This window comes from Myxococcota bacterium, from assembly GCA_035498015.1.
In the GTDB taxonomy this organism is placed as follows: Bacteria; Myxococcota_A; UBA9160; order SZUA-336; family SZUA-336; genus VGRW01.
On record DATKAO010000132.1, the window covers coordinates 14,872 to 35,832 of the forward strand.

The 20,961-nt window shown below is 71.1% G+C and carries 20 protein-coding genes; 1 reads left to right on the plus strand and 19 read right to left on the minus strand.

What is annotated here, in order from left to right:
* Window positions 1-2: 2 nt before the first annotated feature.
* Genes VMR86_11785 through VMR86_11840 form a run of 12 tightly spaced genes read right to left on the minus strand, consistent with a single transcriptional unit; the run spans window position 3 to window position 13,782 of the window.
* A complete protein-coding gene (locus VMR86_11785) occupies window positions 3-2,282 on the minus strand; it encodes an arylsulfatase (protein HTO07722.1) in 2,280 nt (759 codons plus the stop codon).
* On the minus strand, window positions 2,279-3,799 hold the full coding sequence (locus VMR86_11790; GenBank protein HTO07723.1) for an AMP-binding protein: 1,521 nt from the start codon (window positions 3,797-3,799) through the stop codon (window positions 2,279-2,281). Before VMR86_11790 ends, VMR86_11785 begins: the two co-directional genes overlap by 4 nt.
* Entirely contained in the window at window positions 3,796-4,569 is a 774-nt protein-coding gene (locus tag VMR86_11795; protein HTO07724.1) for an SDR family oxidoreductase, read from the minus strand. Before VMR86_11795 ends, VMR86_11790 begins: the two co-directional genes overlap by 4 nt.
* Entirely contained in the window at window positions 4,566-5,762 is a 1,197-nt protein-coding gene (locus VMR86_11800) for an amidohydrolase family protein (GenBank protein ID HTO07725.1), read from the minus strand. The genes VMR86_11795 and VMR86_11800 overlap by 4 nt, the downstream gene beginning before the upstream one ends.
* Complete coding sequence (locus VMR86_11805; protein ID HTO07726.1) at window positions 5,759-6,541, minus strand: alpha/beta hydrolase; 783 nt, start codon at window positions 6,539-6,541, stop codon at window positions 5,759-5,761. The genes VMR86_11800 and VMR86_11805 overlap by 4 nt, the downstream gene beginning before the upstream one ends.
* Window positions 6,541-7,779: an LLM class flavin-dependent oxidoreductase gene (locus VMR86_11810; protein HTO07727.1), complete on the minus strand. Its 1,239-nt coding sequence runs from the start codon at window positions 7,777-7,779 to the stop codon at window positions 6,541-6,543. Before VMR86_11810 ends, VMR86_11805 begins: the two co-directional genes overlap by 1 nt.
* Window positions 7,776-9,047: an alpha/beta hydrolase gene (locus VMR86_11815; protein ID HTO07728.1), complete on the minus strand. Its 1,272-nt coding sequence runs from the start codon at window positions 9,045-9,047 to the stop codon at window positions 7,776-7,778. The genes VMR86_11810 and VMR86_11815 overlap by 4 nt, the downstream gene beginning before the upstream one ends.
* A gap of 1 nt (window position 9,048) precedes the next feature.
* Entirely contained in the window at window positions 9,049-10,179 is a 1,131-nt protein-coding gene (locus VMR86_11820) for a homogentisate 1,2-dioxygenase (GenBank protein ID HTO07729.1), read from the minus strand.
* Window positions 10,176-10,571 (minus strand): nuclear transport factor 2 family protein, encoded by a 396-nt coding sequence (locus VMR86_11825; GenBank protein ID HTO07730.1) that lies wholly within the window; start codon window positions 10,569-10,571, stop codon window positions 10,176-10,178. The genes VMR86_11820 and VMR86_11825 overlap by 4 nt, the downstream gene beginning before the upstream one ends.
* Entirely contained in the window at window positions 10,547-11,062 is a 516-nt protein-coding gene (locus tag VMR86_11830; protein HTO07731.1) for a hypothetical protein, read from the minus strand. The genes VMR86_11825 and VMR86_11830 overlap by 25 nt, the downstream gene beginning before the upstream one ends.
* The gene (locus VMR86_11835) at window positions 11,059-12,798 is read right to left on the minus strand and encodes an FAD-dependent oxidoreductase (protein HTO07732.1); all 1,740 of its coding nucleotides are present in this window, start codon (window positions 12,796-12,798) and stop codon (window positions 11,059-11,061) included. The genes VMR86_11830 and VMR86_11835 overlap by 4 nt, the downstream gene beginning before the upstream one ends.
* Before the next feature lie 18 nt (window positions 12,799-12,816).
* On the minus strand, window positions 12,817-13,782 hold the full coding sequence (locus tag VMR86_11840) for a Rieske 2Fe-2S domain-containing protein (protein ID HTO07733.1): 966 nt from the start codon (window positions 13,780-13,782) through the stop codon (window positions 12,817-12,819).
* A 69-nt stretch (window positions 13,783-13,851) separates the two neighbouring features.
* On the opposite strand from VMR86_11840, the gene VMR86_11845 reads away from it, so the two are divergent.
* Entirely contained in the window at window positions 13,852-14,625 is a 774-nt protein-coding gene (locus VMR86_11845; GenBank protein HTO07734.1) for an SDR family NAD(P)-dependent oxidoreductase, read from the plus strand.
* A gap of 9 nt (window positions 14,626-14,634) precedes the next feature.
* On the opposite strand, the gene VMR86_11850 is transcribed toward VMR86_11845, so the two are convergent.
* The 7 genes from VMR86_11850 to truD form a co-directional block, all read right to left on the minus strand.
* Entirely contained in the window at window positions 14,635-15,510 is an 876-nt protein-coding gene (locus VMR86_11850) for a hypothetical protein (GenBank protein ID HTO07735.1), read from the minus strand.
* Window positions 15,511-15,754: 244 nt separating this feature from the next.
* On the minus strand, window positions 15,755-16,237 hold the full coding sequence (locus VMR86_11855; protein ID HTO07736.1) for a helix-turn-helix domain-containing protein: 483 nt from the start codon (window positions 16,235-16,237) through the stop codon (window positions 15,755-15,757).
* Window positions 16,234-17,391: a serine hydrolase domain-containing protein gene (locus tag VMR86_11860; protein HTO07737.1), complete on the minus strand. Its 1,158-nt coding sequence runs from the start codon at window positions 17,389-17,391 to the stop codon at window positions 16,234-16,236. The genes VMR86_11855 and VMR86_11860 overlap by 4 nt, the downstream gene beginning before the upstream one ends.
* 21 nt (window positions 17,392-17,412) lie before the next feature.
* Entirely contained in the window at window positions 17,413-18,282 is an 870-nt protein-coding gene (locus VMR86_11865) for an LLM class F420-dependent oxidoreductase (protein ID HTO07738.1), read from the minus strand.
* Entirely contained in the window at window positions 18,279-18,863 is a 585-nt protein-coding gene (locus VMR86_11870; GenBank protein HTO07739.1) for a choice-of-anchor V domain-containing protein, read from the minus strand. Before VMR86_11870 ends, VMR86_11865 begins: the two co-directional genes overlap by 4 nt.
* Window positions 18,864-18,914: 51 nt before the next feature.
* On the minus strand, window positions 18,915-19,742 hold the full coding sequence (locus VMR86_11875) for a GNAT family N-acetyltransferase (GenBank protein HTO07740.1): 828 nt from the start codon (window positions 19,740-19,742) through the stop codon (window positions 18,915-18,917).
* Window positions 19,739-20,911 carry a tRNA pseudouridine(13) synthase TruD gene (gene truD / locus VMR86_11880; protein ID HTO07741.1) on the minus strand — a complete coding sequence of 391 codons (1,173 nt, stop codon included), beginning with the start codon at window positions 20,909-20,911 and terminating at the stop codon, window positions 19,739-19,741. Before truD ends, VMR86_11875 begins: the two co-directional genes overlap by 4 nt.
* Window positions 20,912-20,961: the final 50 nt, after the last annotated feature.

Here is a 20,961-nt window from a genome sequence, read left to right on the forward strand (position 1 = left end):
AGTCACTCCGCCCGCAGCGCGGTGGCGAGCTCGCGGCTCGCATCGCGCAGCGGGCGCGCGCCGGCTTCGAGCACCACGCGCTTCAGAACGCCGCTGAACTCGAACGGCGGCACGTAGTCGTCGCACACCGGAAAGCCGCGGTCGCGCCCGACCATGAGCGCGGCGCCGCCGATCTGCCAGCGCACGGGCGGGGGAAAGGCGACCTCGGCCTCGGCCAGCACCCGCTCGCCGTGCGCGAGCGAGAGCTTGCCGCCGCCTTCGCGCCGCGTGAGCTCGAAGCGCAGGCGGTGTGCGCCGGACCCCAGTGACTCGCCGGGGTCCAGGCGCACGAGATCGCCGCACACGTTCACCGCCACCACCGGGCGGCCGTGCAGCAGGTAGAGCGCCCAGCCGTTGGTCCAGTCACCCATCGCGGCGAGCATGCCGTGGGCGGTCGCGCGCCCGATCTCGAGCTCGGCGGTGACCGAGAAGCCGCCCAGCAGCGGCGGCAGGGCGTCCTCGGAAGTCGCTTCGGGCCCGGGCAGGAGCTCGACGCGCGGCCGGAAGCCGAACTGCGGCCGCACGATCGCGACCGCGCGCTGCAGAAAGCCGTCGGCCAGCGGCAGCACCTGGTTGCGGCCCGCCTCGGCCCACCAGAGCGACACGAGCTGCTCGAGCCGCGCCGGCTCCTCGCCCGCGAGGTCCTGTGACTCCGAGAAGTCGTCCTCGAGCCGGTACAGCGCCCAGCGGTCGCGGTCGAAGTCGTGACTGCCGGGCACGAGCTCGCGCTCGGCCTGGATCTGGCTGCCGACGTGGTCGGTGGTCGCCTTCCAGCCGGCGTGGTAGATCGCGCGGCTGCCGAGCATCTCGAAATACTGAGTGTCTCTGGGCGAGGCTGCCTCGGCCGAATCGAAGGCGGCGAGCAGGCTGGCGCCGTCGAGCGGGCGCTGTGGCACGCCATCCACCGCCGCCGGGCGGGGAACGCCGACCGCGTCGAGCACCGTCGGCAGGAGGTCGATCGCGTGACAGAACTGGCCGCGCACCGCCCCGCCCTGCGCGATCCGCCTGGGCCAGTGCGCGATCAGCGGCGTGCGCACGCCGCCCAGCCACGTGTAGCGCTTCCACAGCCGGAAGGGCGCGTTGCCGGCCCAGGCCCAGCCCCACGGGTAGTGGTTGTAGGCGCGGAAGCCGCCGATCTGGTCGAGCCGAGCCGCCGCCCGGCTCACCTCGTCGTCGCGGTTCATGAGGAAGCTGTGCTCGTTGAACAGGCCCGTGGGTCCGCCTTCGGCGCTCGCGCCGTTGTCGGAGATCAAGAGCACCAGCGTCTCGTCGAGGATGCCCCCTGACTCGAGGAACGCCACGAGCCGGCCGATCTCGGCGTCGGCGTGCGACAGGAAGCCCGCGAACGCCTCCATCAGCCGGCCCGCCACGGCGCGCTCGTCGGACGAGAGCTCCTTCCACGCCGGGACCCAGGACGGGCGCTCGGGCAGCGTGGTGCCCGCGGGCACGACACCCAATTCGAGCTGGCGCGAGAAAGCGCGCGCCCGCCACTCCTCCCAGCCGGCCTCGAAGCGGCCGCGGTAGCGCGCGATCCAATCGGCCGGCGCGTGGTGCGGCGCGTGCACCGCCCCGGGCGCGAGATAAAGGAAGAACGGCTTCTGCGGCGCGGCGTGGCGCAGGTCGCGAATGTTCTGGATCGCGCGGTCGACCAGGTCCTCGGTCAGATGGTAGCCCTGCTCCGGAGCGCGCGGCGGAGTCACGAAGTCGTTGCCGTGCACCAGCTCGGGGGTCCACTGGTTGGTGTCGCCGCCGAGGAACCCGTAGTAGCGCTCGAACCCCTGGGCGAGCGGCCAGCGCGCGAACGGGCCGGCGGCCGTCTGCTCCCAGCGCGGCGCGAGGTGCCACTTGCCGACCGCGAACGTGGCGTAGCCCGCGTCGCGCAGCACGCGCGCGAGCGTCGCGGCCGAGGGAGGGATGCGGCAGTCGTAGCCCGGGAAGCCCATGGGAATGTCGGTCAGGAAGCCCATGCCGACCGCGTGGTGGTTGCAGCCGGTGAGCAGCGCCGCCCGCGTGGGCGAGCACAGTGCCGTGACGTGGAAGCGGTTGAAGCGCAGGCCGCCCGCGGCGAGTGAGTCGATGGCCGGGGTGGCGATGTCGCCGCCGAAGCAGCCGAGCTGCGCGAAGCCGAGGTCGTCGAGCACGATCAGCACCACGTTGGGCGCGCCCTGCGGCGCGCGCGGGTCGCGCGGCTGCACGGCCTGCGACTCCTGGACGGTCCGGCCGATGCGCGCCCGTTCGCTCACGGCTGCGCCTCGAACAGCGGCTCGAGCTCGCGCTTCACCACCTTGCCCATGGCGTTGCGCGGCAGGGTCGCCACGAACGCGAACTGCTCCGGCACCTTGTATCTCGCGAGTCTCTCGCGCCCGAAAGCGGCGAGCTGCGCCGCGTCGGCGGCGGCGCCGGGCGCGAGCTGCACGGCCGCGACCACGCGTTGACCCAGCCGCGGGTCCGGCCGGCCCAGCACGGCACAGCTCGCCACCGCCGGGTGCTCGCACAGCACGCGCTCGACCTCGGCCGGGTACACGTTGGCGCCGCCGCGCAGGATCAGCTCGTTGCGCCGGCCGCGGATGTACAGGTCGCCGTGCTCGTCCACGAAGCCGAGGTCACCCGAGTGATACACGCCGCCGCGCAGCGCCTGCGCCGTCTCATCGGGCCGGTTCCAGTAGCCGAGCATCGGCGTGTAGACGCCGGCCCAGGCGCCGCTGCTCGCGGGCGCAACGCAGATCTCGCCCACCTGGCCCGGCTCGACCGGCCGGTCCTTCTCGTCGAGGATGCGGATCTCGACCTGGGGCACGGGCTTGCCGCACAGGCCGGGCCGCGGCGCCGCGCGGCCGTCGGAGCGAGTCACCGCGGTGGGCGCCTCGGTCATGCCATAGCCGATCGTGACCTCGTGCCCGAAGCGCTCGCGGTAGAGCGCGCGGAACTCCTCGGGACACTCGGCGCCGCCCACCTCGGGCCGGCGCAGCGAGGCGAGGTCCTCGCGAGTCACGTCCGGGTGGGTCAAGAGGTCGTACAGAACGGTCGGCACGGCGGCGAAGTGTCCCACGCGCTCGCGGCGCACCCAGTCGGCCACGCCGGGCGCGTCGATGCGGTCCATGCACACCAGCGCCGATCCGTCCTGGAACGCCACCAGCGGCCCGAGCACCATCAGGTTCAAGATGGTGAGCGGCAGGAGCACGCCCTGGCGCAGCTCCGGCCCGTAGCTGCCCGCGGCCGCCGCCACGGCGCCGGGCAGCAGCAGATTGTGGTGACTGTGCACGGCGCCCTTGGGGAAGCCGGTGGTGCCGCTGGTGTAGGCGATCGCGGCCGGGTCGTGCGGTGCCACGCCGGCGCTGGGACGGGACTCGTCGCCCTGGAGCGCGAAGCCGCCGGGAGTCACTTCGACGGCGTGCGCCAGCTCCGGCAGGCTCGCGCGCTGGGGCGCGAGTGACTCGAGCACGTCTTGCGGCGCCAGGAACACGCGCGCGCCGGAGTCGCGCAGGCAGAAGGCCTTCTCGGGCGGCGCGAGCGGACGCGAGATCCCGACCCAGAGCGCGCCCAGACGCGCCGTGCCCAGGAACGCGATCACGATGTCGACGTCGTTCGGGAGACACGCGGCCACCCGGTCGCCGCGCCGCACGCCGAGCGCCGCCAGCGCGTTCGCCGCGCGGTTGGCGGCACGGTCGAGCTCGCCGTAGCTGAATCGCCCGCTGCGACCGACCAGCGCAAGCCGCTCGGGCGCGCGCGCGGCCGGGCGGTCGAGCACCTCGCCGACGGTCACGGCCGCATGTACCAGCCGCCCGAGACGTTCAGCGCCTCGCCGGTGATGAACCCGGAGCGGCGGTCCGACGCCAGGAACATCACCGCCTCGACCACGTCCTCGGAACGCCCGTAGCGGCGCATCGGCGTGGCGTCGATCAGCGGCCGGAAATCGGCGTCGAACTTCTCCACGAAGCGCGACCAGATCAGTCCCGGCGCGATCGCGTTGCAGCGGATGCCGTGCGGGCCGACCTCGTGCGCGATGTTGCGAGTCAGCGCGAACAGCGCCGCCTTCGCGGCCGCGTATGCGGGCTCGCCGTCTTTCTCGTTGGGATTGCCGATCCAGCCGGCGACCGACGAGATGTTCACGATGTTGCCGCGGCGGCGCGCGACCATGCCCGGCAGCACGTGGCGCGCCAGGAAGAAGTTCGCGGTGAGTGACACGTCGAGCGTGCGGTCCCAGTCCATCATGTCGTAGCCGACGATCTTGCCGAGCTTGTTCTCGGCCGCGTTGCAGACCAGGATGTCGACGCCGCCCAAGGCCTTCTCGATCTCGGCCAGCATCGCGTCCACCTTGGGCCGGTCGGCGATGTCGAGCTGGAAGGCGAGCACGCGCGCGCCGGTCTCCTTGTGGATCCGCTCCGCCATCTCGCGGTTGCGGCGCTCGTGCATGTCGCAGATCGCGACCGCCGCGCCCTCCTGCGCGAAGCGCAGCGCCGTCGGCCCGCCGATGCACGAGCCGCCCCCACCCGTCACGAGCACGACCCGGCCCTCGAACTCGCGCTCGCTCACGCCTGACTCACGAGATACTGCGCGTTCTCGCGCAAGAGCTTCACCACGTCCTGGGCCGGGAACTGCTTCTGGATGCCGGCGATGAACTCCTCGGGGTGCGGCACGCACTCGGCGTGCGGGTAGTCCGAGCCGAACACCACGTGCTCCACGCCGATCAGCTCGGCCAGCGCCTTGTGGTCCTCTTCGTGGTACGGATTCACCCAGACGTGCTGCTTGAACAGCTCGCTGGCGCGCCCGTGCACGCGGCCGCCGATCCACGGGCCGTTCCGCCCCATGCCCTTCATCTTGTCCATGGCCTTCAGCAGATAGGGCACCCAGAGTGACCCGTTCTCGACCGACAGCACCTTGATGTTCGGGTAGCGGCCGAAGAAGTTGCCCATGATCAGCGCCGTGATGGTGTCCATGATCGGCCGGTCGCCGTACATGCACACCCACTGGAAGGCCGACTGATGGTGCGAGGCCGGGTTCGCCTCCTCGCCCCAGTGAGTCGACATGAGCTCGTTGTAGCCCGCCTCGCCCACGTGGTAGGCGATCGCGAGGCGCGCCTCGTTGGCGAGCGACCACACCCGGTCGAAGATCGGATCGGCAGGGGAGTGGCGGCCCGCCGGGCCGGTGCGCACGTTGACGAGCCGCGCGCCGCGCGCGAGGAACAGCTCGAGGTCGCGCAGCGCCTGTTCGGGATCGAGCAGCGACAGCACCGGCGAGGCGAAGATCCGGCCCTTCCAGGCGTAGCCCCAGGTCTCGTCGAGCCAGCGGTTGAAGGCGCGCAGGTTCGCGTACGACAGCTCGACGTCGCTGCGCAGGAAGTGCTCGACGCACACGCCGAGCGTCGGGAACAGGAACGCCGCCTCGACGCCCTGCTCGTCCATGCGCGCGAGCCGCGCGTCGCGGTTTTGGAACGCGGGGTCCATCGGGATCTCGATCGACTCGGGCTCGACCAGGCGGTCGCTGCCGAGTGACTTCAGGAACTCGCGCAGCGAGCCGGGCCGCACGGTCTTGTCGAAGCTCGCGAAGGTGTCGTCGAGGAAGTGGAACTCGCGCTCGCCGATCCAGATCTGCGGCCGGCCGTCGGCCGTGTCGACCACGCGCACGGCGCGGTCGCGAAAGCGCGGCTCCACGTAGCGCGTGAAGGCGTCGCGCGGCTCGTAGTAGTGGTTGTCGCCGTCCCAGATGCCGAAGCCGAGTGGAGTCATGCGTTCCTCCCCAGGAATTCACTGAGCGCGCGATTGAACGGCTTGGGATGAGTCACGTTGGGCGCGTGCGCCGCTCCCTCGATCACGACCAGTCCCTTGCAATTGCCCAGCGCGGACTGAAGGCCCTTGGCCGTCGCGAGGTCGAACGCCCGGTCCGCGCTGCCGTGAATCACGAGCGAGGGACACTTGATCTCGGGCAGGCGGTGCATGAACTCGTCTCGCCCCAGCACGGTGGCCCAGGGGTGCGCGGTCTCGGAGGGCGGCTTGGCCTGCCACTTCCCGAGCCAGACCGAGGCGTCGTAGCGCTTGCCGAAGAGCAGCTCCGCCATGTTGCTGCCGATCTCTCCGACGGGCCCATGCTCGATCCACGCCTCCGCGGTCGCGCGATAGCCCGCCAGCACCTCGGGCGGGAACAGCGCCGCGGCCGTGTCGACCAGCACGAGCGCGCGCACGCGGTCCGGATGCTTCCAGGCCGCGCGCAGCGACAGGAAGCCGCCTTGAGACATGCCGACCAGCGTCGCCGACGCGATGCCGAGCTGGTCCATCAAGCCGATGCAGTCACTCGCGGAGTCGTAGTAGTCGAACGGCCCGAGACACTCGCTCATGCCGTGTCCGCGCTCGTCCCAGGTGATGCAGCGGTACGCCTCGCCGAACTCCCTGACCTGCGCCTCCCACATCGAGTGGTCGAGCAGGAACCCGTGACTGAACACGACCGCCGAGCCGCGCCCGCGCGAGTCCTCGAAGTAGAGATGGTGACCGTTGACGACGGCGAACGGCACTAGCGGAACTCCGGCATGATCTGGGTCGCGAACAGCTCGAGCTGGCGGTCCTGCACGTGGCGCGGCGTGGTGCCCTGGTAGAAGAAGTTCCACGACAGCCAGTCGAGGTTCCCGTTGCCGTGGCACTTCACCAGCTTCTCGAAGTGGCGCTTCACCTGGTCCACGGTGCCGCAGATCTGGTAGCCCTTCTCGATCATGCGCTGCGTCGCGGCCTCGTTGCTCTTGAACAGGAGCGGCCGGCAGTTCGGATCGTCCTCCGGGTTGCGGAACAGCTCGAGAAAGCCGAAGCGGCCGAAATACTCCTGGTAGTCGTGACCGGTGGTCTGCGCGGCGAGCTCGAAGGCCTCGTCGTAGCTGTCTCCGATCGTGATCGCGCGCACCGCGCCGCAGTTCTCGCCCAGCGCGAACTCGCGGCCGTTCTCGGCCGACACCCGCTGGTACTCGCGGCACATCGTCAGGAACTTCTCCGGGTCCGACTCCCAGATCCACGGCAGCCAGCCGTTCTTCGCGCAGTTCAGGAGCGACGGCATGCCGCCAGTCACCGGCACCCAGATCGGCGGGTGCGGCTCCTGGAACGGGCGCGGACACACGCCGATCTTGCGGATCACGTCCTGGGCGTCGATCTCGCCCGGCGCGCCGAACTGTCTGGTGTAGCCGGGCGCGCCCCAGCCCTCGATGCCCGTGTCGTGCGGATAGGGCACCTGGAAGTACTTGCCCTTGTGCTCGAACGAGTCATTCGTCCAGGCCTTCATCAGGACCTCGATGTTCTCGTCGTAGCGCTCGCGGTTCTGGCGGTCGACCTCGTCGCCCATGCCGGTGGCGATGGGCGCGCCCTGCCCCAGCACCTGCATCCAGCGCTTCTGGTAGCCGCGCGCGAACGCCACCGCGACGCGGCCCTTTGTGAGCTGGTCGAGGATCGCCAGGTCCTCCGCGACCCGGATCGGGTTCGCGACCGTCATCACGATCGACATGGGCGCGAACTTGATGCGCTTGGTGCGCGCGGCGAAGTCCGCGAACAGCAGGATCGGATTCACCGACAGCTCGTTGCCCTCGGTGTGGAAGTGGTGCTCGGTGGTCGAGAACGCGTCGATGCCGAGCTGGTCGGCGGTGATCGCCAGGTGGCGCAGCTCCTCGAGCATCATCTGGTAGCGTTCGGTCGAGCGGCCGATCGGCCGCAGTCTCTCGCGCTCCTCCAGCGTGGCGGGAACCGCGGGCATGGCGAACAAGTCGATCTTCATGCAAAGCGCTCCTTGATCCAGGGGACGATGCGGTCCAGCGCGGCGTTCTGGCCGCTGCGGTCGCGCATGCCGGACGGGCCGTAGCCCAGGTGATCTCCCGCGACCCGGAAGATCTGCTTGTCGCGCGCCGGCGAGCGCTCGAAGATAGCATCGGTGTGATTCGAGAACACGGCGTTGTCGCCGAGATAGGCCACGACCAGGGTCGGCAGCGAGAGCTTGGGCAGACACTCGAGCGTGGCGGCGCGCGACGAGTGACCCGACCAGGTCGACAGCCAGGCGCGCGGCGTCTGGTACTTGCCGAACCCGCTCTCCAGGTAGTTGAACACGTCGGGGCGCGGCGAGAAGAACGAGCCGATCGCGCGCTCCGAGGGGAACAGCCCGAGGTCGGTGTACGCCGGGTTGGCCTCGGTGCGGTGGATCGCCATGTAGCGGCCCGCGAAGGCGCGCCGCTCGATGCGCTGGCGCTCGGCCAGCGGCAGTGACTCGGCCTCGGGCGTGCCGAGCTTGCGCAGCCAGTGATTCCATTCCTCGACGTAGCCGCGCGCCACGGCGTCGATGCGCGCCACGCGCGCCGACTGCGCCTGGCGGTAGCGCGCCAGGAACTCGCCCGAGTACTTGGAGTGTGCGGGCAGCGGGCGGAAGCCGTTCTCTTCGTCGTACATGTCGAGCGAGGGGTCGCGCGACAAAGGATCGCTCTCGTCGACCAGCGACGGATCGATGATCTCGAGCATGAGCTTGCCCTGCCCCAGGTGGGTGGCGAGCTGCACCAGCCCGTCGGCCTGCGGCATTTCGAGCTTGTTCAGGTCGCACGGGTCGCCCGCGGCGGTGTCTTCCAGGCGGCCGGGCGGCGCGGTCGCGGCCTGTGACTGGTAGAAGCTGAACAGCGCGCCGCCGCCGCTGTTGCCCACGAGCACGATCTTCGCGAAGCCGCGCTCGCGCAGGCGCGCGATCGAGGCGGCCACGTCGAGGATGAGCCGCTCGTGGATCAGGTTGACGTCGTTGTTGATGAAGCGCCCGGCCTGGCCGAACGTCGCGATGCCCGCCTCGAGCAGCCGCGGCATCGCGTAGTGACGCTGCATGTCGCCGCGCGGGTGCATGAACATCGCCACGCAGCGCTCGCCGCCCTTCGCGAACAGCGTGCCGTGTGACTCGCCGCCGTCTTGCGCCAGGATCGGCATGGGCTCGATGCGCACGCCGTCGGGCAGCCGCTCGAACGACCAGAGACTCGGGCCGGCGGCGGGATATCTCGCGAGCTGCGGGAACGCCATGTCAGGTCGCATCCTTGCGTACGGTGAGCTGGACGTGGTCGCGCTTGGCGGCCATCGCCTCGGGCGCCACCGACAGCGGCCGCACGCAGTCTACGTTCACGGCCTGGATGTCGTTCGTGCCGATCTCGCTCCAGAACTGCTCGGCCATGGCGCGCGCCGCCTCGCCGGGGCCGTGCACCGCCCCGCGCGGGTGCCACATGATCGTGGTGCCCTCCATCGGCTGGCCCGCGATGCTGCCGCCGTGCAGGAAGCCGATCTCGTCGAAGTCGACGTTGCGGTGGTAGTAGGGCAGACGCGCGGCCTCGCGGTCGCGCTGCATCGGGCTGGGCACGAAGTTGCACAGCACCCAGCCCTCCGCGCAGACCAGCCCGAAGGCCGAGGGCGGCACGTGGTTGCGGTCGGCGGTCACCGGGCGGAAGTCGGTGTTGTGGAAGCGGAACGGGAACAGGTCGCCCTTCCAGCCGACCACGTCGATCGGGTGCTGGTCGAAGAAGAACGCGGTGACTCGCCCGTCGCGCTTCACGCGCACCTCGTACTCGGGGCGGCCGTCGCCCTGCATGGCCTTGGGCTCGGGCACGGCGATGACCTCGGGGTCGTAGGGATTGTGCCGGCCCAGGTTCGGGTGCTCGATCAGGCCGATCTCGCCGCGTGACTCGAGCCGCAGGAAGTAGTTGTCGCGGCTCACCGGGACGACGCGGTGGGTGACTCCCTTGGGCAGCACCACGTAGTCGCCGGGGCGGAACTCGAGCGGGCCGAACTCGGTCTCGAACGTGCCCTCGCCGCGGTGCACGAAGTACAGCTCGTCGGCGTCGGCGTTGCGCGCGAACCAGGGCATGGCCTCGCTGCGCCGGCTCACCGAGACGGTCAGGTCGTCGTTCCAGAACAGCCGCGTGGGCGCGCCGCGCGGGTTCGTGCGGTCGGTGGTGTCGACGCGCTCGCCGTCGACGTCGCCGGGCGCGAAGTCACCCTCCACGCGCACCCAGCCGGTCGGCTCGTTCAGCCGGTACAGGTTGGCCACGCGGCCGTGGAAGCCGCCGCGGCCCAGCTCCTCCTCCTTCAGGCCCTTGGGCACGGCCACGTGCGCCTGCTTCGGAGTGACGCCCTTGGCCAGGTGGATCCAGGAGTTCTTCATGTGAACAACACGTCGTGGGCGTACTTGGTGTCGACGTACTCTTTCACCGCCGTGATCTTCCCGCGCCGCGTCTTGAACACGAAGTGGTAGTGATTGCGGTAGTCACGGCCCTTGGCGGTCTTCGCGCTGAGCACGAACTGCACGCACACCGTGTTGCCCTCGGCGACCATCTCCTGCACGTCGATCCGCATGGGGACCGTCTGGTCGTACAGGCCGATGCCGCTGCCCATGAGCTCGAGCACCTTGGCCTTGCCCTCGTAAGTGCCCGCCATGTCCGAGCCGGGCGGCACCCACCAGGTCACGTCGTCGGCCAGCAGGTCCGGCAGCTTCGGGTCGCCGGTCTGGATGCGCTTGAAATAGGTCTTGATCAGCTTCTTGGCTTCGCTCGCCATGATTCTGCTCCTAACTCGAAGACGGGAAGGTCGGGCGGGAACTCGATCGCGTCGCTCCAGCCGGGGATGTCGGGGCGCGGGCCGTCGAGCGCGATGACCCCCGCGATCCGCTCGGGAAACGCGAGCGCTGCGCCCAGCGCCAGCGTCGCGCCCTCGCGGTGACCGACCAGGAACACCGGCGGCTCGAGCTCGGCCACGAGTGACTCGAGCTGCGCCAGACTGTCGCCGAAGCTCGCGGGCTCCGGCCGCCCCGCGTCGTCGCTCCGGAACCAGGAGTGACCCGCGTATGCACGCCAGCGCGGGTCCTCGGGCGCGGCGCTGGCGTGGAACGGGTCGCGCGCGCGCGGCGCCTGCGGCGCGACGGCGTCGCGGCCCAGCGCGTGCGCCAGCGCCCACAGCTCGCCGGCATCGGCGCCGTCGGCGTGCAGCGCCACCACGGTGCCGCCACCCCGGCCGAGCCGTTCGCGCCGCGCGAGCTGGCAGCGGCTCATGCCAGCTCCTTCACCGGCTCGCGCGCCGCCGCCTCGCCCGCGATGAAGCCGAAAGTCACTGCCGGGCCGAGCGTGCCCCCGCCCGCGTAGTAGTAGGGACCGGTCGGCGAGGCCACGCAGTTGCCCGCGCCGAACAGGCCCGCGATCGGCTGGCCCAGCGCGTCGAGCACGCGCGCGCTCTTGTCGATCTCCGGGCCGCCGTTCGTGTCGAGCGTGCCGGGCGCGAGGATGATCGCGTACAGCGGCCCGGCCTCGGAGATCGGATACAGGGTGAGGTTCTTGGCCGGCAGCTTGTGCTTCGTGCCGGGGTTCGCGAACGACCAGATCTTGGTGTGCCACTCGCGGTCGTAGACGCTGGCGCCGCGCTGGAACTCGCGGTCGACGCCGCGCTCGGCGTCGGCATTGAACTGCTTCAGGGTCGCGCCGAGTGACTCGCCGAAGGCCGCGTCGAGCCGCACGCCGCCGGTCCGCGGCGCGAGCCGCGCGAGCCGTTCGTCGAGCGCCTTGACCAGCGCGGCCCGGTTCGCCGCCTGGACCACGTAGGGCGCCGACATGCCCGCGGCGGGCAGCGGGAAGCGGCCGGCGAACAGCTCGGCGCTGCGCTGGTCGTAGACCATGAACAAAAGCAGGTTGATCCACTCGTGACGCACCGGGTCCCACTGGTAGTGGGCGCGCGTGCGCTCGTTGTAGTTCGACTTCTCGTCGACCACGCGCCGGCCCAGCCGGTTCACCAGCACCATGCTGTCGCCCGGCGGCATGAACACGTCGTCGGGCGTCGAGGAGAACTGCAGCGCCTGCTCGAGCACGATCTGCGCGCGCCAGGCGCTCGGCATGTTGCCGAGCTTCGCGCCGAGTGACTCGGCGATGCGCACGAAATCGCCCTCGTTCGTCGGCACCGCGCAGCCGCCGAACACCGGCCCGGGCTGGAAGCGCCGCACCAGCTCGGCGTCGTGCGTGAACCCCCCGCTCGCGAACACCACTCCCTTGCGCGCGCGCACGCGCAGGGGGCTGCCCTTCTGCGGCTGGACCTCGAGGCCCACGACCTCGCGCTTCGCGTTCACGAGCGCGCGCGTCGCACGGTGACCCGTCTTCACCGGCACCTTGCGCGCCTCGAGCCCCGCGCGCAGCTGGCGCACCATCTCGTCGCCCAGCCCGAACGAGCCATCGGGCTTCTTCGCCCAGTATCTGCGGTCGACGATCTTGGTCGCGTCGGGCGGCTCGAAGTAGTCGGGCATGGGCCCGGCCAGTGAGTCGGCGCCGAACGAGACCAGCGCGCCCATCTTCTCGAGCCCCACCACCGCGTCGGCGCCGCGGTCGTAGAAGGTCTCGATCAGGTCGTACTCGTTCTGCGGCAGGCCGTAGCGCGGCTGGTCCGCCGCGTAGAGCAGCGGATACGAGGCGCGGCACATCGCGCGCAGGGTCGCGTCGCGCGGCTCCTTCAGGCCCTTGGCGCGCTCGATCGGATGATTCGGAATCCAGTACACGCCGCCCGACTTGGCGGTCGTGCCGCCCACCAGCGGCGCCTTCTCGAGCACCACGACCTGGGCGCCGGCCTCGGCGGCGTAGAGCGCCGCGGTCGCCCCGGCGGCGCCGCTGCCCACCACGGCGACGTCGCACTCCACGTCGAAGGCGGGTGAGTCGGCGGCCGAGACGGTCAGCGCCCCGCCGGTGGCCGAGAGGGCCGCGCCCGCGGCGCCCGCAAGCTTCAGGAATTCGCGGCGCGAGACGGGGGGCATGCGCGTGTCGGAGCGGAGTTACTCCGCCTCCGCCCAGTCCTTGGAGTAGAACTGCCGGCACCAGCGCCGGAATTCCGCGATCGGTCCGTCGCCGTCGCACAGCATCGGCTTGGCGCGGAAGCGCTTGTTCTCCCAGATCTCGAAGTCCTGCGTGATCGCGTTGGACTGGTCGTCCATGTAGGCCTTGAGCAGCTGCAGCGTCTCCTCCTCGCTGCGGCCGTCCTTCTTGCCGATGATCGCGGTGCGGAAGTGAGTGCGCTCGGCGTCGAGCGGAGTGAGTCCGGTCGAGATCACCGTGGTGAACATTCCGGTGTAAGTCAGGAAGTTGTAACCGAGGCCCCAGTTCTGGGCCTCCATGTACAGGTTGTCGCTCACCCCTTCCATGGTGGACACCTGCTTGGTCGTGCCGATGTTCCAGAAAAACATCTTGCCGTCGAACTTGTGACTCTTCTCGGGCGGCATGTCCATCTTGTGCACGCTGTGGAAGTGCGGCCAGTCGATGGCGTTCTCCATGATGTCCTGCGGGCAGGTGCGCACCACCCACTCGTACTTCTGCCAGGTGCGCGTCCAGCCCGAGTCACCCCACTGCGCGAGCCGCGGGACCTCGAAGTCGGGCGGCTTCCCGTCTTCGTGGTACCAGATGAAGATGGCGCCGTTGACCTCACTCACCGGCCAGGAGCGGGTCTCGGCCTTGGCCGGGATCTTGTTCGCGTAGGGCACCGAGACGCACTTGCCCTCGCCGTTGAACTTCCAGGCGTGGAAGGGACACTGCAGGTCGGCGCCGATCACCTTGCCGCCCTTGCCCAGGTGCGCGCCCAGGTGCGGGCAGTACGCGTCGAGCACGTGCGCCTTGCCGTCCTCGCCCCGGAACGCGACCAGCTCGCGCCCGAGATACGAGAGCGCCCGGACCTCGCCCTTCGCGAGCTCGTCCGAGTACAGCATCAGATACCAGCTGTTCGCGAAACCGAACGGGAAACGGGCCATGGCATCCCTCCTGGACTTCGCCGGCGTCCGGGTAGAAAATTAGAACACGTTTCAGGAGGGGCTGACAAGGTGGGCGAACGCCTGCGGGGCAAAGTCGCGTTGGTGACGGGTGCGGGCTCGGGGATCGGTCGCGCGATCGCCGTGCGCTTCGCCGCCGAGGGCGCGGCCGTGGTCGTGAACGACCTGGTCGCGGATTCGGCCGAGCGCGTCGCGAAGGAGATCGAGGGCGCGGGCGGCCGCGCGCGCGCCTTTCCCGCCGACGTGTCGGACGCGCGCCGGGTCGAGGCCGCGGTGCGCTTCGCTCTCTCGGAGTTCGGCCGGCTCGACGTGCTGGTGAACAACGCCGCCGCGGTCCTGCCCGGCGCGCTCGAGACGCTGCGCGACGAGGACTGGCGCCGCACCCAGTCGGTCACGCTCGACGGCGTGTTCTTCGGCATGCGCGCCGCGCTGCCGGTGATGGCCGCGCAGGGCGGCGGCGCGATCATCAACATCTCTTCGGGTGCCGCGGTGGCGGGCGAGCCCGGGCTCGGAGCCTACGGCGCGGCCAAGGCCGCGATCGTGAACCTGACCAAGACCGCAGCGGTCGAGAACGCCGCGCGCGGCGTGCGCATCAACACCATCCTGCCCGGCCCGATCGAGACGCCGCCGCTGCTCGCCGCGGTCGAAGCCACCGGCGGACGCGCGGCTTGGGAGCGTCAGATCCCGTGCGGCCGGCTCGGCAAGCCCGAGGAGATGGCCGCCGTGGCGCTCTTCCTCGCCTCCGACGAAGCCTCGTACGTGCACGGCGCCGCGATCGTCGCCGACGGGGGCGTGGCGGCGCGCACGAACTCGCCCCGGTTCTGATCCGCGGACTCACTGCGGCGGAATGGGCGCGATCGTTCCGCTCACGGCGGTGACCACCAGATCGGCCCAGTACACGCCACCGGCACCAGTGCGAATGAGCTCGAACGACCCGGAGTCGCTGGTGACCGGGCTGCTAGTCCAGCAGTCGGACTGCCAGGACGTGGGCTCCGCGCTGCTCTGCAGCCACACCTTCGCCCGCAGTCGCGTGAGTCCGGAAGCCCGGGTCACCCGGTATTTGAACGAGTACCAGCTGCGGGCGGCGGCGGTCACTCCCAGCGCAGCGCCCACCCGGCACGTGAGGGCCGGCTCATTCCAGCCGCCGAGCGCCCAGGCACCGTTCGTGGCCGTTCCGAGCAGGAAATAGGCGCCGGACTGCACGCGCGCGCCGATACCGGCGCGGCCTTGGGGCCGGTCCATGCGCATGCGCCCGGAGATCTCGTACGAGCCCCAGCCCGCCGCGCTTGCGCCCGTATACTGACTCGCGACCACTCCGATGTCGGAGCCGCTGAAGTAGGCGATGCTGCCGTCGCCCAGGTACAACACGCTGAAGATGTTCGTGCCCGACGTGGTCACCGTGTCTCCGCGCAGATCGGTGAAGCCGGGCACGTGCACGCCCGGCGCGTACTGGCTGAAGTTCGACTGCCACAGCGGCGCGCCCAGGACCTCCGTGCGGGCCGCCAGCGTCAGCCGGTTCGAGCGGCGCGACTCGACGCCGCTGGAATCGTACGCGGTCAGCTCGACCACGTAGGACTGCGTCGGGTCGAGATTCCCGATCGAGTAACTCGCCACTCCGGTCGAGTCGGCCGTGCGCGCGCCGATGTCGACCGCGGGGCTGGTGATCGCACCGCTGGTGGCGGTGGCGAGATACAAGTTGTAGCCGCGCACGCTCTGCGGCGGCGGCTTGAAGCGGAGTAGTACCGCATCGGCTCGGGACTCCGCCGGGAGCGCGAGCAATCCGAATCCAAGACAGAGATAGACCCACCCCAACAGCAACCGCAGCAGCAACATCAACGGCCCCCCGAGCGATGCGGAACGGGGAGCAGGTTCGGCCGTCTAGATCGTGCCCGCCGTGACTCTGCTCACGCGCGTTGCGTGATTCGAGTCACTATGCCGGGGAGAACGCGTTTACTCAGCGCTCGTCGCCGGGACCGAACAAGCCGAGGAACGTGCGAGCAAGGTTCTCGTTCACTCGGTGCGGATCGGCGGCGCCGTGCGGCGCGTCGTCGAAAGCGGAGGTCGGCGCCTCGAGCTCCTGCGGCGCGCCGTCGAGCCACTCGTCGACGCGCTCGAGCAGCTTCTCGACGTCGCGAACGCGTTCCGCCACGCGCGCGCGGTGCGCGCGGATCTTCGCGATCGCTTCGGGCCCGTCGGGTGCGCGCATCACCTCGACCACCTCGGCCAGCGGCATCTCGAGCGCGCGCAGCAGCCGCACGCGCAGCGCGTCGGGCAGCTGCTCCGGGCGGTAGTAGCGGTAGCCGCTCTCGCGGTCGACGCGCGCGGGCAGCAACAAGCCCTGACTTTCGTAGTGGCGCAGCGCGCGCACGGTGAAGCCCGCGAGCTGCGCGAAGCGGCCGATCGGGATCATGCGGGCGTCGGGCCCGGAGTCACTCACAGACAAGAGTAGAGCGCGTCGAGCAGCGCGTGCGGCCGCGGATCGACGAGCCAGACCCCCGTGTGCATCAGGTTCATCACGTAGCCGAAGCCGAGCTTCGCCTCGGGGTCGGCCATGCCGAGCGAGCCGCCGGCGCCGCCGTGTCCGAACGAGCGAGGGTTGGGGCCCAGCGGCTCTTCGGGCGGGCCGAGCATGAAGCCGAGCGCGGTCTTGGTCACGAGCGGCAGCACCAGGTCGCGCCCGTAGGCCTGCTGCACGCGCGCCGCGTCGATCGCGGCGCGCCCGAGCACACGCGTGCCGTCGAGCTCGCCGCCGTTGCCGAGCGCTCCGTAGATGCGCGCGAGCGCGTGGGCGGTGGTGTGTCCGTTCGCCGCGGGCAGCTCGGCCGCGCGCCATTCGCGCGAGTTCGGAGACAGCGCGAAGATCGGCGGATTGCCGAACACCTTGGCGACCAGCCCATTGGGGTCCTGTGCCACGAGCTCCATCAGGTTGGGACCGCCGGTCGCGATCGGCCCCTGCACGAGGCTCGCCGTGCGCGCGTCGAGCTCCTCGGGCAGCCCGATCCAGAACTCCGCGCCGAGCGGCGCCGCGACGTGCTCGCGCACGTAGCGGCCCACGCTCATGCCAGTGACTCGCCGGATCACCTCGCCCACCAGCCAGCCGTAGGTCAGCGCGTGGTAGCCGTGCGCCGTTCCCGGCTTCCACCACGGCGCCTGCGCCTCGAGCGCGCCGGTCATGCGCTTCCAGTCGAACAGGTCGGTCGCCTGGAGCGGCTCGGCGATGCCCGCGAGGCCTGCCTGGTGACTCAGCAGGAAGCGCACGGGCAGGGTCTCCTTGCCGGCGCGCGCGAACTCGGGCCAGTAGCGCGCGACCGGCGCGTCGAGCTCGATCTCACCGCGCTCGATCAGCTGGTGCGCGCACAGCGCCGTGATGCCCTTCGTGGTCGAGTACACGTTCGCGAGCGTGTCACGCTGCCACGGGCGGGCCTTGGACTCGTCGGTGAAGCCGCCCCACAGGTCGAGCACGGGCCGGCCCTCGAGATAGATCGTCAGCCCCGCGCCGAGCTCGGCCCCGCTCGCGAAGGAAGCCTCGAAGACCTCGCGCACGCGCTTGAAGCGCGCGTCGCACTGCCCCTGGAGCACGGTGTTCGCCATGCCGCCATTTTACTCCGCGGGCTAGCGCAGCTTCCGGATCACCGTCTCGGCATAGCCCTCGAGGTAGCGGCGCTTCTGGTCCAGGCTCGAGGTCGGGCCCAGCGCGTACAAGAAGGGGTAGCTGACGGTGCCGTGCGCGCCGCGGTCCTGGAGCCGGCGCAGTACGTCGGCGTCGGGCGGGACGGTCAGCGGCACGATCGCCTCGAACGGCTCGCGCGCGCGGCCGGCCTCGGCGCGCAGCCGCGCGATCTCGGCCAGATCGCGCTCGGCTTGGGCGGGGTCGGTGCCGGTGCCCAGCCAGCCGTCGCCCAGCCGCGCGGTGCGGCGCAGCGCGGCCGGGCTGTTGCCGCCCACATAGATGGGGACCGGCCGGCTCGGGGCCGGGCTCATCTGCAGGCGCGGGATGTCGAAGAAGCGGCCGTGGTGCTCGGCCATGCCCGGCTTCCAGAGCGCGCGCAGCGCGCCGATCGACTCGTCGTAGCGCGCGCCGCGCGTCGCGAAGTCGACGCCGAGCTGGTCGAACTCCTCCTTCATCCAGCCGGCGCCCGTGCCCAGCACGAAGCGCCCGTGGCAGAGCACGTCGAGGGTGGCGCACGCCTTCGCGACCGGGATCGGGTGACGCAGCGGCAGGATGTAGACCATGGTCGCGAAGCGGATGCGCGAAGTGACTGCCGCCATCGCCGCCACCACCGAGAACGGCTCGGGCCAGGGAGTCTCGGCGTGGAACCCGGGTACACCATCCTGTGTATATGGATACTTCGAGGCGATCTTCTCCGGGTGGAACAGGTGGTCCGAGACCAGGATGCCCTCGAAGCCGAGCTGCTCCGCGATGCGCGCGATGTCGACCAGCTGCTCGGGCTCGCTGAAGGAAACGGCCTGCCAGAACTTCACTTCGACTTCCCTCCCGCGGGTGCGGTGACCGCCAGCGGCGCCGGCGAAGAGCTGTAGATGCGGTCGCCCTCTTTCGAGCCGTCGGCGTTGGCCGCGTTGCCCGCCCCGTAGAAGGCCACGCGGCCGGTCGCGGCGGGCGGCGCGATCCAGTCGAAGCTCCACTGCCGCCCGCCGGCCTCGCCGACCCCGGTCCCGTAGTACGAGTGACTCACGTAGTCGCGGTTCGCCATGACCCCGTGGATCACCTCGGTGTTGGGCGAGTCGGTGATCACGAACTCACCCGCGCCCTTCCAGGTCTTGGCGGCGATGGCGGTGAGCTGGAAGCCCCAGCGCGTGCGCTCGGCGTCGGGGTGGTGCAGGGCCACGGTCAGCGTGTAGCGCTGGCCGGGCACGTAGCGCTTGGGCACGCCCATGAGCTGCAGCCGGTCGCGGCCGTCGGAGTTCACGGGGAAGCCGGTGTGACAGGCGGTGCAGACCGGCTCGGCCGGGAAGCCGCCGCCCTGGGGCACGCCGGTGGTGCCGGGCTGCGGCCCGGTCGAAGAGGCCAACGCCGCGAGGGCGGGCGCGAGCGCCGCTGCCACCAGCCAGAACCTCCGCAATTCCCGCCCCCCAACGAATCGAGCGGCGCGATTCTAGAACGGGAGGCCGTAGTCGAGCCAGATGCCGAACGTATGGGCCAGCCGCATGCCGGCGCGCTCCATGTTGTTCTGACTCGTGCCCCCGTAGGCCGTCTGGGTGATCACCGTGCGGCAGCCGCGCTCCGCGGCGTCGCGCCAGCGCCGCGCGATCAGCGCGCTCTGGGCGCCCCGGCCGCGCGCCTCGGGCAGCGTGGCCGACATACACAGATATGCGACGTCTCCGTGCACGTAGAGCGCCGCGCACGCGACCGGCACGCCGGCGTCGAGCGCCACGTAGCGCTGGATGCCGGGCACCGTGAACCAGGCCGCGCGGATGCGCAGGACGTCGTCCCACAGAAAGTCGGGCAGGCCGAAGCCGCGGGCCCAGAGCTCGAGATAGCGCTCGAGCTCGTCGAGCGGCGACGGGCGCACCTCGAGTGCGCCGGGCGGCGGGGCGATGCGCGCCTCGATCGGCGCGAACAGCGTGCACTCGAAGCGCTCCAGACCCACCCGCTCCGAGGCGAGCGCGACCGCCAGCGCCGAAGTCAGTTCTGCCGGGCCGATCTCGAAGCGGCCGCGGATGCCGTGCGCGCGGTAGAACGCGAGCAGCTCGCGGATCTGCCGCGCATCTTGCTGCTCGAGCCCGACCACGCGGTTGTACCACTCGACCAGCGGCACCTTGCGCGCGATGGTGGCCGTGGCGCGGCCGAAGCGGCGCACCTCGATCTCGAACGGGTTGCCCTCGAGCGCGGCGGCCGCGCGCATGCCCTCCACGTGCAGGGCCTCGTGCGCTGCCGCCAGGTGGCGCGCGAACGCGATCGAGAGCGTCGGCGGCGAGCTCATGTGTCTCGCATCATAGGCCTCGTCGGGCTTCGGCCGGCGACGCCGCACTGATCGAGCAGCTCGGTCGCGAAGGAGCCGGGCGGCAGCGCGAACTCGAGCCAGGTGACTCCCGCGGGCTCGGGCTCGTCGAGGCGCGGAGGCTCGAGGAACGGCACCACCAGCTCGCGCCGGTCGCCGGGGCTCGCGAGCGGCGACTCGCCCGCGAACGCCTCCCAGTCGAAGCCGGTGGCGGCGCTCCAGGCGCGCTCCTCACGAGTCACCTCGGCCGACGGAGCGTACATGTCGGGGCCGGGCAGCGGGCCGGTCGCGAGCACCTCGAGCAGGCCGGGCGCCGCGCGCCGGCTGGCGTCGGCGGCGTCGGCGGCCGTGCAGCGGAAGAGGCCGCCGCCGCGCCGGCGCGCGACGTCGCCGGCGCGCAGCGCATGAGTGAGTCCAGTGGCGCGCCGGGCCTCGAGCACGGCGTTGAACACCGCGCTCTGCGCGGCCGACGCCACGAGCTTGCGGAACGACGGACCCGCCGCGCGCAGCGCGCCGGCCGGGTCCTCGGGCGCGCGCCGCAGCGCGCCGACCACGCGGCCGAACAGCCCCGGGCGGTACTCGGACGGGAGCGGCTCACCCGCGCGCCAGGCGCCGCCCGAGTCGACGCACAGTGCCGCGGTACGCGCGAGATCGCCGGCGGCCCAGGCTCGCGCGAGCGCGAGGTTCAGCTCGCCCGAGCCGAAGCGCTGCGCGCCGAAGCGGTTCTCGAGTCCCGCGTGCGCCAGGCGCTCGAGTGACTCGCACAGCGCCGTGCGGCCTGCCGGCTCGACGTCGCCCAGCCCCAGCCGGAAGCGGTTGCCCTGCAAGTGACCCAGCCGGAGCTTGTTGCGGTGGCGCGAGACCGACACGACCTCGAGCCGCCCGCCCGGAGCTTTCAGCTCGGCGAGTGATTTCTCGTCGCCCAGCCGTACGCTGAACCACTGGCGCGCGACCGCATTGCGGTCCTTGCGGCCCGCGTAGCCCACGTCTCTCCGCGGTCGCCGCGCGGCGCGCGCCAGCGCGTCGATCACGTCGTCGGTGTTGAGCTGCTCTTTCTCGACCAGCAGCCACAGGTGCTCGCCCGCGCCCTCCGGCTCGTAGGCCGGGAGCTCGGTGACTCGGAAGTATTCCGCGCCGGGCAGGAGCCGCATCGCCCCGACGGTAGCGCGTTAAAGGGAAGGGGCCTGGACCATCCGGGGGG

Bases quoted from the DNA above. Each gene is read 5' to 3' on its own strand.
- truD (HTO07741.1), bottom strand. From the start codon at position 20,911: ATGCGGCTCCTGCCCGGCGCGGAATACTTCCGAGTCACCGAGCTCCCG.
- VMR86_11800 (HTO07725.1), bottom strand. From the start codon at position 5,762: ATGACTCCACTCGGCTTCGGCATCTGGGACGGCGACAACCACTACTAC.
- VMR86_11835 (HTO07732.1), bottom strand. From the start codon at position 12,798: ATGCCCCCCGTCTCGCGCCGCGAATTCCTGAAGCTTGCGGGCGCCGCG.
- VMR86_11875 (HTO07740.1), bottom strand. From the start codon at position 19,742: ATGAGCTCGCCGCCGACGCTCTCGATCGCGTTCGCGCGCCACCTGGCG.
- VMR86_11840 (HTO07733.1), bottom strand. From the start codon at position 13,782: ATGGCCCGTTTCCCGTTCGGTTTCGCGAACAGCTGGTATCTGATGCTG.
- VMR86_11825 (HTO07730.1), bottom strand. From the start codon at position 10,571: ATGGCGAGCGAAGCCAAGAAGCTGATCAAGACCTATTTCAAGCGCATC.
- VMR86_11810 (HTO07727.1), bottom strand. From the start codon at position 7,779: ATGAAGATCGACTTGTTCGCCATGCCCGCGGTTCCCGCCACGCTGGAG.
- VMR86_11860 (HTO07737.1), bottom strand. From the start codon at position 17,391: ATGGCGAACACCGTGCTCCAGGGGCAGTGCGACGCGCGCTTCAAGCGC.
- VMR86_11815 (HTO07728.1), bottom strand. From the start codon at position 9,047: ATGGCGTTCCCGCAGCTCGCGAGATATCCCGCCGCCGGCCCGAGTCTC.
- VMR86_11830 (HTO07731.1), bottom strand. From the start codon at position 11,062: ATGAGCCGCTGCCAGCTCGCGCGGCGCGAACGGCTCGGCCGGGGTGGC.
- VMR86_11820 (HTO07729.1), bottom strand. From the start codon at position 10,179: ATGAAGAACTCCTGGATCCACCTGGCCAAGGGCGTCACTCCGAAGCAG.